This is a genomic window from SAR324 cluster bacterium (assembly GCA_015232315.1).
In the GTDB taxonomy this organism is placed as follows: Bacteria; SAR324; SAR324; order SAR324; family NAC60-12; genus JADFZZ01.
The window spans coordinates 100721-111334 of record JADFZZ010000012.1; the positions used below are offsets into that span (position 1 = coordinate 100721).

Consider the following 10614-nt stretch of genomic DNA (forward strand, 5'->3'; position numbering starts at 1 on the left):
GATCGTGAGGACCGTTGACGGTAGCCCGGGGTTACGTCCACGGGAATGAGTCGGGACGTAACCCGGCTCTACCAATCGTTCCGGGATGGTATCTTTGACGGGATACCTGAAAATTGGTATGGTATTTATTTTTCCGGACTTTGAACATTTTCTCATAAGCCACTGAGATTATTGATCTCACGGTGTGTCGTTTCGACCGAAGGGAGAAATCTTAACTCTTTGATATTACGAAAGATCTCTCACCTTCGTTCGAGATGACACCTCGAAATGTTCAAAGTCCAGTATTTTGATGTCCCTTAAAGATTTATGGTCGGGTACTTATGATGTTCACCCAACGGGGTTATCCTATCAGTTTCTTAACGATCGGCAGTGTTCCCGGGCCATTGAACGGCTTGACCAGCCAGCCCTTGACACCGGAACGTTTGGCACGTTCTTTCATGGCAGGTTGACTTTCAGTCGTGAGCATCAGGATATTGACCGTGTCGTTGTGCAGTTCACCGCGGATTTTTTCCACCATGGTCAAACCATCCATGTCAGGCATATTGACATCCACAATGAGCAACTTCAGCGAATGGTCGGCCTTGACTTTATTCAGACCATCGCTTCCGTCTTCCGCCGTGTTCACGGTGTAACCATTGTCTTTCAGAAAGGTACTGACCTGATTCCGGATGCCTGAAGAATCATCCACAACAAGTATTTGCGCCATAATTTACTCCTGTTTGAATTGATGAAAGGATGCTTTTAGAACAACTCAATGGCAGATTCACTCAGCAATTGATCCAGTTCTTCAGGCGGTTCTCTGAATTTTTCAGGTATCCAGCCCAGATTGAACACAAGTTTCTGATATAGAATGATTTCCGGAAGTTGACCTTCAGGATCTCTGATCGAATAGGGAAAACAGACCTGAGGTTTGATCGATCCGAAAGAAATGTATTTTCCGATGTGATTGATGACAATCGGAACTTCAGCCTGATGCGAATCCTGTGGCTTTTCTTCGGAAACCGCAAATTTGCTACGGAATCCTCCCCAGATCATATTAGTGACTTCACTGAGCAGACTATTGACATTATATTGGGTCAGATCGTCCGTAGGTTGAATGGTTTTTCCCGCTTCAATCAGATTGAGCAGCGGATGATAGTCTGTCTGCACCATGAGGTAGCCTCTGCACCAGGATGCTTCCAGGGAAATGATGCTGAAAATTTCTCCGTAAATGAGGCGGTCACGTACCAGATAAGCCGGTTTGACACAGGATACTTCCATTCCGGGAAAGCATGATTTCAGCGCATCATCAATCAGTTGCATGAAATGACGGATAAAACTTCCGGGATATTCCCTGTGGAAGATGTACATCTGTATCCATTCACCCAGTTGAGACAGGTTCTGTAGCTTATAAATTCCGGTACACATCTGCCTGATGACTTCGGGAAGCGCCTTCAGTTCCTCATCACTGCTGACTCTCAGAAAAATCGGCAATTCACGGCGAGTATTGAAAATTTCCAGTATCACCGTTTCTATGGGGGTGCCTGACTGGTCATTTTCCATGCACAAAAAAACCGCGCTCAAATCCAGATTAAGACGCAGACTTTGCAGAATGGATGAAGGTTTGAGACCAATCAACTGATGATCATCCAGAAAATTTTTCAGAGTATCATGGGCTTCAGGATCTGTTTCATGGATCAGAACCTTGCTGTGCAGGTTATTTTCATCTACAGCCATACTTGCTCTCCAGATAATGTGGTTTGTTCAGCGTAAAATTATTCCTGCGTCAGGCCAATGGAAGGCATCTCAATGGCAAATGATGAAGGCAGAGACATAACGATCTGGAACGGGTAAAATCCCTGACCATGCGCTGGCGTTGGCGGCAGTAGTTCCACCTCTACAGAACCTTTTTCCTTTTCAAAGAATTTCTTTACCGCATCCATCCCCACGCCTCGTCCGGAAATTTCGGTGACCTGTTCCGCTGTGCTCAAGCCTGAAGAAAAAATCAACTGGGCAATATCATAGTCCGACAGTTGATCGGTGTCATGGATCAACTGATTTTTCATGGCTTTTTTCCTGATTTTCCCCACATTCAGCCCACGTCCATCGTCCGTATAAACAATTCTGAGCTGCCGATTCTCAGTTGTGAGTTTTACCAGAATATTTCCTTGCGCCGGTTTCCCTTTATTCAAACGTTCTTCAGGAAGTTCCAGACCATGATCCAGAGAATTGCGGATAATATGTCCGAAGGCGTTGCGCATCAATCCATACACGGGGTTTTTGATATAGATATTCTGGTCTTCAATCGTGATGACTGGCTCGGGCTTACCCAGTTCAACGGCCATTTTATTGGCGGAATCAAGAACACCTGACAGAATTTCCCTGAGTGATTCTGACCCGATGGATTGCAGAAAACAGCGTGCGACCAGAATGTGATCCTTCAACTGCTGGACATTCAGATTTTCAATTTCGGACAGATAGTTCAATGCGGACCCGACACGACCTTTTTCAACCAGCAGAAATTTGTCATCCCCAATTCGGCCCGGGCCTTTGCGCCCCAGTTTTTTGGAATTGACCGTGTCATATTCCTCAATCAGTGTTCCGACCAGTTTCAAATCTGCCAGCAGAACGTCAGGTTGCCACTCCGCGTCAGGATTATTTCTCAGATGATTATACTTCTCTTCCGCTTCATGCACGGTATTGGTCAGATGCAGAAAACCATAAGTCCGGGCATTGCCCTTGATCGTGTGCATGTTGCGGAACAATTCACTGAGAACATCCACGTTTTTATCATGATAATTGGCTTGAATGATCTTTTCGTTGCCCTCCAGAAATTCATAGGCGGACTTGACGAATTCACTGAATTTTTCAGCGGAAACCGCAAGAATCTGCCCGATGATTTCCAATTCCCGCTTATGCTCCCGTGCGCTTTCCTGCAACTGCCTGAGTTCCGTCACATCACGAATGGAGATCAGCAGTTTTTCGACGGTTTCTTCTTCACTACAGATCGGCGCCCAGGAAAGCTCCAGTGTTTTATTCCGTCCATCAAACGCCTTGAATTCAATCTCATTGGCCAGATAATGATTGTTGGCCTCAAAAAAAATCACATCCTGCCCGAGGATCGACCCCAAGGAAGCGTCCAAACCACTGCGGGCATCCGATCCAATATCATGAAACACCAGATCAATGATGTTTTTACCGCTGATGTCGTTGGTTCCCAGTATATCCTCAAGGTGTTTGGAATATTCGGGGTGGATGGTAAAATCTTCCAGAACGGTGAGCACTCCTTCGGGAATATTTTCCAGAATGCTGAGAATATCGTTGGTTTTCGCGCGCAGTTGAGATGTGCGTTCCCAAACTTTCTGCTCCAGGTGCTCATTCTGCTCCTGGATGATTCTCATCATTTTGAGATTATTTTGAATGAAATAGGTGAGGATTCCGATGAACGCCAGATTGATGAGACCGACCACCATTCCGAAATAGGTCATCTGCTCGGCTGTATGATTGGCCCGGGCGACCGTGTCCGTAAAATGCAGATAACTGTCCTGTCGGAACCGCTTGAGCCGATTCTGAAATTGAAGAAGTTCAGCGGACATTTTTTCTACATTGGCGGCCATCTCGTCAGGTTCCGTTTCGCCACTCAAAATACCTCTGGAAATTTGACTTCCCTGATCAAAATATTGATTCATTCCATGGATAAGATCCGTGATTGTTTCTGTCAGTGACGGATCGATTCCGCTGATTTCGTCAAAGATCTCGATGCTTTTGTCATAAACGGCCTGTGCTTCACCCAGCAGATCTTCTTCTGCCGCTGAAACCGCCTGGATGAACAGTTCCTGAATTTTGTTGAGTCTCACCAGATTGGCATCCACCCGCTCAAGCACAGGAAAATAGGTGCTGACCACGCTTTCCATCCGGTTTCTGTTTTCCACAGCCGTCATGAAACTGTAAATGGTGAACCCCGTAAAACCGATAATGGCGGCGGACACCATGAGAATAATCCTGAGCTGTACAGGAATTTGGGAAAATGAACGCATTGGAACTCCCCTGAAAATGGAAGTCATTGGTCTTTGCGACAGACGGGAAGGGGGAATGTTCCGCACAAAAACCAATGAGCATCCAATGTTTAAATCAAATCATTGACTCCAGCCGGCTGAAAAGGAGGGGGAAGACCGACCGGAGCCAATGAATTTGTAACGCACTGTCATGTCTGTTATGGAATATTTGATTTATAACAAACAGGGATATTTTATTTTTTGTTCAATCAACTGATTGCTCAAAACACGACATCCACGCCCAGTCCATACATATTCACGGCGCCATCAACCGCACCAAGGAAATGACCTCTGTTCGCGAACCCGGTTGCCTCTGCTGTTTCATCCGGAACTTCGACAGATCGATATTCGAGTTTGAGGGAAACCCCCTGATCCAGTTCATGACGAACGCCAAGGATTTTGGTGTTCTGGTGTTTGATCAGGAACGTTTTGTTTTTATCCACAGCATTGATATAAATGTCATAATTCTGTTGGGTGGAATACGTGAGATGTGCCTGCCATTCAGGAGAGATGTAATATCCCGCGGTCGCGTAAACCCCAACCACATTCACATAATAATTTTGGAGGTTTGTTTCATCAACGGTGAACTGGGTGCGTTCCATAATAAACATAAAATTCTGATCATCATAACGTAACCCTTCACTGTTAAAATTTACCGCAGCGTCTTTGAGATAATGCAGATCAGATCCATCAGGGTTGGCATTCACATAGACCTCATCCCATAGAACATGTGATATTCCCAATCTGGCCGTCAGTGAGTCAGAACTCAATTGAAACTGAAAATACTCACTTTGCTTCATATTTCCCCAGTCAATAGAGGTACTTATTCCATTGGATGGATTTTGTTCATGCCAGGATTCGCCAGTGCCTACCCCTGCCTGTATTTGAAACGTATAATCTTTGATCTGCATGGTGTAGAGCAAGTCCAGGGCTTCAATACTGCTGATGGGAACTGTCATATATGCTTCGTCCGGTGGCATCAGCCATGGATAGGTATAACCAACCAGCATGGTATCGGAATACAGGAAGTTAGGCATACGCAATCTTCCCAGTTTGATCTGAAAATTATCTGTCACCTGCCGTCTGACATACAACCAGTCCACGTGAGGTTGATAGCGATCCTGATAATCATGTTCTCCCTGTCCCGTCACCTGAATGGTAAAATCAGTCTGTGGAGACATTTCTACATTCAATTGCAAACCGTATCTGGAATAGCGGTCCATATTTCCCTGATCATTGATTCCGGCATTCATGGGTTCCGCACGGTAATAATCCACCTCTGAATCACTACGCACATAAGCCAATGTGGCAAATCCATTAAAACGGATGTTAGGCGTTTGAGCCAGAACGGATAAACCGCTTAAACAAAATATAATTAGCATTAAAAATCTTTTTAGCATGGGTACTCCTTGAAATGAGAACGTTGGAGATTGAACAGAAAATTGGAAACTAATATTTTTGTGGTCAGATTTATTCATGGTTCCTCCCTATTCCGTAACAGTGAGTACAACCTTGACAGAATCATCGACCAGTTTGCTGTCGATGTAACCAAATCCATCCTTGTTGGATATAATCCACTTCTTGACTTCCTCATCAGATTCAACTTCCAGTGGGGGCTTGCCTTTGCCTGTAAAAATCAGTCTGGCCCAATAAGCTCGAACCTGCTTGAGATTTTTTTCAGTGACCTGCTTGTAAAACAGTTCTTTGAGTGACGCGTTGTCCAGTGCCTCAGCACTGTTGCCGTTGGCGTAGCGCTTCTGTTTTCCCAAAACAATATTTTTGACTTCATCCACAGTCAGACTGTTGACGGCATTTGCCGGATTGACGATCACCACAAAATCCGCATAGGCTATTGAAACCAGACCGACATACAGTAGCGTCATGAGTATTATCCTGATTTTTGTCTTCATGTTCTCCTCCTGATAAAAATTTATGAAATGTGAACAACACTGAACTTGTTTGGGATATGAAGAATCAAACTAAAAAAAGCAAAAACCTTTCTGGTCAAATTGGTTAATTTTTAAAAAAACATTGGTCAATTTGGGCGAAAACCGGAAAAGAATATACCGAGAACGGTAGCCACGGGTTACGTCCCGGGGAAGGCGACAAACCGTGGACTTGCATCGGGACGTAACCCGATGCTACCGTCTCGAAATAATATGTTACGGTAACAATTCTGGTATGTTTATTTTCGGAGATCGCCCTGGTTTTTTTTAGAGGGTTTCTGGAAGTGATCACGAGGAAATGAAGATTCTTTGTATACTCACAACGGTTGAAAGGTGGAACCAGACAGAATGTTATTCCGTGCTTGACACGGAATCCATGGGTACGCGACGCTCTGTGGACTCTGGATACAGGATCAAGTCCGGTATGACACAACTCTTTAAATTCCAGATTTCACACGTCCCAAGTATACAATCAGGAGGCGGATTCACACGGACCGGGTGTTCTGAAAGCCGAATCACGCCTTTAAAAACTGGTCATTGAATTGTTTGAGGATTTTGTCAAGATCGGCCATGTTCCCGTTTTTTGAGGAACAGTTTTCCATCACAAAATAGGCGGTCTGCATGACATCACGCCAGCGTGGATTTTGGGGCAGGGTTTGCGGACTCAGGTATTTATCAAAGGTTCTCACCCGGAAGGTCCCCTGTTTTTCAAGGTAAACTCGCCATATTCCCGATTGTTCTGCCAATTCGATTTTAGTTTTCCCCGTACATTCTTCCCAGAGTTTCAGTGATAAATTCATGATCTGAACTGTCAGTCCCCGTTTCAGTTTGTTTTCTGAATCCTCATCCTGAGTGGGAACACTATCCATGCTGGCGGGAACCAGGCGGGTTTCTCTCTGAAGGGATTCAGGATGATGCGTTAATACACCTTCCATCAAACTTTGCATTGCAGGAGATATTGCTGAAGATTCTTCAGAAAAATACCGGTGTGTGAATCCCAGAGGATCTGTCACCGCATGATCTCGCTCTGGAAAAACACTCACGCTCAAGACATACATAAAATCCGCTGATCCTTTCAGTTTCAGCAGAGTTCCATTCAGAGAAATGGCGATTCCGGTTTTGTGAAGTCCCTGGAGTTCCAACTGTTTGTGCAGCACCAGACTCCCCTGTGAAAAGGACACCGATGCGGTGTTCCACTGTTCCAGGGAATCCGTAGGCAATTCCGGAAACAGAACAAAGATGGATCGATCGAGTAATTTTTCCTGTAAGTATCCGAATAACCGTTCCGCCTGTTGGTTGGCAAAAAGAATCCGGGCGTTGGGATTGAAGGCCAGAATCGCTGATTCAGTGGCATCAAGGATACGCATCATTCTACGTTGGGAGGTTGATAAATATTCTTCCGCCATTTGTCTTTTGCGAATCTCCTGCTGAAGTTTCAGGTTTTCTTCTTTTCGCAATAACGACTGTCGGATATTCAATTGTGAAGCGATTCTTGCCAGCAGTTCATCTTTATACACAGGTTTGCTCAGGTAGTCATTGGCACCATTTCTGAATCCCCGCAGAATATCCTCCGGCTGACTTTTGGCAGTCAGCAAAAGAATCGGCAATTCAAACGCAGTCCAGTGTTCCCTGATTTTCAGGCATAGTTCAAAGCCGTTCATTTCAGGCATCATCACATCCAGCAGGATCATGTCAGGCAGTGGCTCTTTTTCCAGCAGATCCAGAACTTCATGGCCATGCATGGCTGTGGTGACCGAGAAAGATTGATTCGCCAGAAAACTGACCAGCACTTCAAGATTCACCGGATCATCATCAACGACCAGAAGATGCGGAGAACCAGCTTCCCAAAAATCATGAATATCCATCTCGATGGGTCTATCTTCCATCAACATCAAACTGGAATCGATCACTGCGGACCGCGGGGAGGTTTCTGACGAAACAGGCAATGTGAAGAAAAAACGACTGCCATGTCCCAATTGAGATTCAACTCTCATGCGGCCTTTGTGCATTTCCACCAGTTTTCTGGTAATGGACAAACCTAAGCCTGATCCTTCCATATTACTGGAACCCTGGGCAAATTCCTCAAAGATCAGGGGAATCTGGTTTTCCGGAATCCCCGGTCCGGTATCCTGAACACATACTTCCAGAAAATCGCCATGGTTTTCCGCGGTCAGCGTGATTGTGCCCTTGTGCGTATATTTAATCGCATTGCCCAGCAAATTACAAAAAATCTGGAATAACCGATCTTCATCCGCATCAACCAGCGGACAATTTTCAGGAATCCGATTAATCACGGTCAATGATTTTTTTGCTGCCAACGGTGAACATATTTCTATGGACAGACCACTGATCTTTAGAGGAGAAACGGGATGGATGTTCAGTTGGGCGCCGTGATGTCCGAGTTTGGAAAAATCAAGGATTTCATGGATCCAGCGAGACATTTTTCGACCACTCAGTATGATCATTTCGAGATGCTTCCGATTTTTTCCCGGAATTTCCGCGGGGAAGTCCGCAAGGATGGCTTCGGCCAGACCGATCATTCCATGGAGGGGCGTGCGAAGTTCATGGGAGGTTTTCGCAAGAAAGTCTTCTTTCATTTTTCCCATGCGCTGAAGTTCGAGATTCTGTTCACGGATCTGTCGGCCCATCCGTTGAATACCCCTGATGCCCAATACCAGGATCAGGATAAACCCCAGATTCACACTTCCCATGAGAATCCCCATATACACGATTCTTTCCGAGCTGCGTCTCGCTTCCTGAATGGTTTCTGAATAGCGTTGATAACTCCTTTCGTGCAATTGATCCATCATGGCCTGCAACGGTTTGAGATCCTGGGATAAGCTTTCAATCAATTGCAGTGTTTCATGCTCTCCTGTCTGTCCGTTGATAATCATTGTGGCAATTTTCAATCCATTTTGGAAATAGCTCTCCAGTCCGGCTTGAATCTGTCGCAGATCCTCTGTTTTGTCCGGGTCGATGATTTTGAGTTTTTCCAGATGTAGCAGTGCGTCTTCATAATACTTTCCGGCCTCACTCAGCAGCTCTTTTTCCGCGGAAGACGAGGCCTGAATAAACAGTTCACGAATCCGGTTAAATCCATTCAGACTGGCATCAAGTTTTTCCAGCACAGGAAAATGTCGAGTGGTCAGACTTTCCAGACGAACCCTGTTTTCAAGGGCGGTTTTCAGACTGAACGCGGAAAACACCAGCAAACCGATTCCCGCGGCAATAGTGATGGCTACGGTGATGGTTCGGATACGTTCTGCTATCAAGAAGCCTCCAATATTTTAGGAATTGCATTTTAAAGAAGGGGATTGGTCACATTTTCTGCCACTTTGTCGTCTCGAACGAATGTGAGAGATCTTTGAACCCTTGAAAATTCAAGGATTTCTCGTAGTTGATCCCATGGCCCAAGTTATGACCAAACCCCTAAAGAAGAATTAAGGAGATATGAGAAGGGTTGTAGCAAAACATGTTTCAGAATGCAATGGATGCAGGCGTTCTACCTGAAAATGAAGTGAAACAATCAGATCAGGAATTGTTTGATGATAGCGACCAATTCCCTGAAATTGACAGGTTTGTCCAGGCAATGATGAATTCCCCAATTTTCAAGATCTTGCGGAGTAAACACGTCTCCATGGCCTGTTGTCATAATTACAGGCAGTTCCGGCGCGGTTTCTCTCAGTTTTTTAACCAGATGTCTGCCATTCATGTTCGGCATGGAATAATCAGTTACAACAACCGCGTATTTCGCGGGATTTGTTTTCCACATCAGCAATGCCTGTTCACCGTCTTCCGCCAAATCTGAAGAAATGCCCTGTTTTTCAAGGATGGTCTGATACAGATTCCTGAGCATGGGTTCATCCTCAACAACAAGAATATGTTTTGCGTCTTCAGGTGCGGAAGGTTTTTCGCATGGCAGGATTTCAGCGGTTGGCTGAAGCACCGGGGTCGATGGGACGGAAAGCTCAATCGCGGACATCACCTGATTCCGGGAAGAGTCAATGTTTTCAGTGATTGCTTCCGCTCCGGGAAAAAACAGTTCAAAGGTTGTTCCTTTTCCAACTTCGCTCTGAACTCGCATCCGGCCGTGATGCTCCTCTACCTGGCTGTAAACCGTAGTCAGGCCTAATCCGCCGCCGACATCGCCTTTGGTGCTGAAGAACGGATCAAAAATATGGCTCAGGTGCTCCTGATGAATACCACGGCCTGTATCTGCGACACTCAGTTTCACTCAGTTTCTGCTGGCCTCCCGATACAACGGGCACGCTTCACAGGCGTGATCATCGCATTCAGTGACGTATCGCAGACTGATCGTGAGCAGACCGCCTCCGGGCAACATGGCATGAACCGAGTTCACGCACAGATTCAGCATGATTTCAGAGATAGTGCCCGGATCAGCCGTAATCAAAATATTTTCCCGTTGAATCTCCAAACCGTGAGCGACCTTTTGGGGAATGAGACTCTTGAGCAAGTCCAATTCATGAACCAGAAACTCAGAAAGATTCAGCCGTTGTTTCTTATTTGAATTCTTTTTACCGAATTCCATAATTTTTTTTGTCAAATGGCTTCCCCGATGAACTGAATTGTCAATCATATTGATCAGTTTCATCTGTTCTTCGGTAAAGGCAATG

General features: G+C 45.4%; 8 protein-coding genes. All 8 read right to left on the reverse strand.

Annotation, left to right across the window (positions count from 1 at the left end; all coding sequences use genetic code 11):
* Positions 1 to 340 precede the first annotated feature (340 nt).
* The 8 genes from HQM11_10530 to HQM11_10565 all read right to left on the reverse strand — a co-directional run bounded on the left by HQM11_10530 (position 341) and on the right by HQM11_10565 (position 10592).
* On the reverse strand, positions 341 to 706 hold the full coding sequence (locus HQM11_10530; GenBank protein MBF0351457.1) for a response regulator: 366 nt from the start codon (positions 704 to 706) through the stop codon (positions 341 to 343).
* A gap of 35 nt (positions 707 to 741) precedes the next feature.
* Positions 742 to 1716, reverse strand: a complete 975-nt coding sequence (locus tag HQM11_10535; GenBank protein MBF0351458.1) for a chemotaxis protein CheX — start codon at positions 1714 to 1716, stop codon at positions 742 to 744.
* A gap of 38 nt (positions 1717 to 1754) precedes the next feature.
* On the reverse strand, positions 1755 to 4016 hold the full coding sequence (locus HQM11_10540; protein MBF0351459.1) for an Hpt domain-containing protein: 2262 nt from the start codon (positions 4014 to 4016) through the stop codon (positions 1755 to 1757).
* Positions 4017 to 4255: 239 nt separating this feature from the next.
* Entirely contained in the window at positions 4256 to 5416 is a 1161-nt protein-coding gene (locus HQM11_10545) for a hypothetical protein (protein MBF0351460.1), read from the reverse strand.
* Between the two features lie 105 nt (positions 5417 to 5521).
* Positions 5522 to 5944 (reverse strand): phosphate ABC transporter substrate-binding protein, encoded by a 423-nt coding sequence (locus tag HQM11_10550; GenBank protein ID MBF0351461.1) that lies wholly within the window; start codon positions 5942 to 5944, stop codon positions 5522 to 5524.
* A gap of 551 nt (positions 5945 to 6495) precedes the next feature.
* Complete coding sequence (locus HQM11_10555; GenBank protein MBF0351462.1) at positions 6496 to 9252, reverse strand: response regulator; 2757 nt, start codon at positions 9250 to 9252, stop codon at positions 6496 to 6498.
* Positions 9253 to 9506: 254 nt separating this feature from the next.
* On the reverse strand, positions 9507 to 10214 hold the full coding sequence (locus HQM11_10560) for a response regulator (protein MBF0351463.1): 708 nt from the start codon (positions 10212 to 10214) through the stop codon (positions 9507 to 9509).
* The gene (locus HQM11_10565; protein MBF0351464.1) at positions 10215 to 10592 is read right to left on the reverse strand and encodes a hypothetical protein; all 378 of its coding nucleotides are present in this window, start codon (positions 10590 to 10592) and stop codon (positions 10215 to 10217) included.
* Positions 10593 to 10614: the final 22 nt, after the last annotated feature.

Excerpts from the sequence above, each read along its gene's own strand:
- HQM11_10530 (MBF0351457.1), bottom strand. The coding sequence starts at position 706 with ATGGCGCAAATACTTGTTGTGGATGATTCTTCAGGCATCCGGAATCAG.
- HQM11_10535 (MBF0351458.1), bottom strand. The coding sequence starts at position 1,716 with ATGGCTGTAGATGAAAATAACCTGCACAGCAAGGTTCTGATCCATGAA.
- HQM11_10540 (MBF0351459.1), bottom strand. The coding sequence starts at position 4,016 with ATGCGTTCATTTTCCCAAATTCCTGTACAGCTCAGGATTATTCTCATG.
- HQM11_10545 (MBF0351460.1), bottom strand. The coding sequence starts at position 5,416 with ATGCTAATTATATTTTGTTTAAGCGGTTTATCCGTTCTGGCTCAAACG.
- HQM11_10550 (MBF0351461.1), bottom strand. The coding sequence starts at position 5,944 with ATGAAGACAAAAATCAGGATAATACTCATGACGCTACTGTATGTCGGT.
- HQM11_10565 (MBF0351464.1), bottom strand. The coding sequence starts at position 10,592 with ATGAAACTGATCAATATGATTGACAATTCAGTTCATCGGGGAAGCCAT.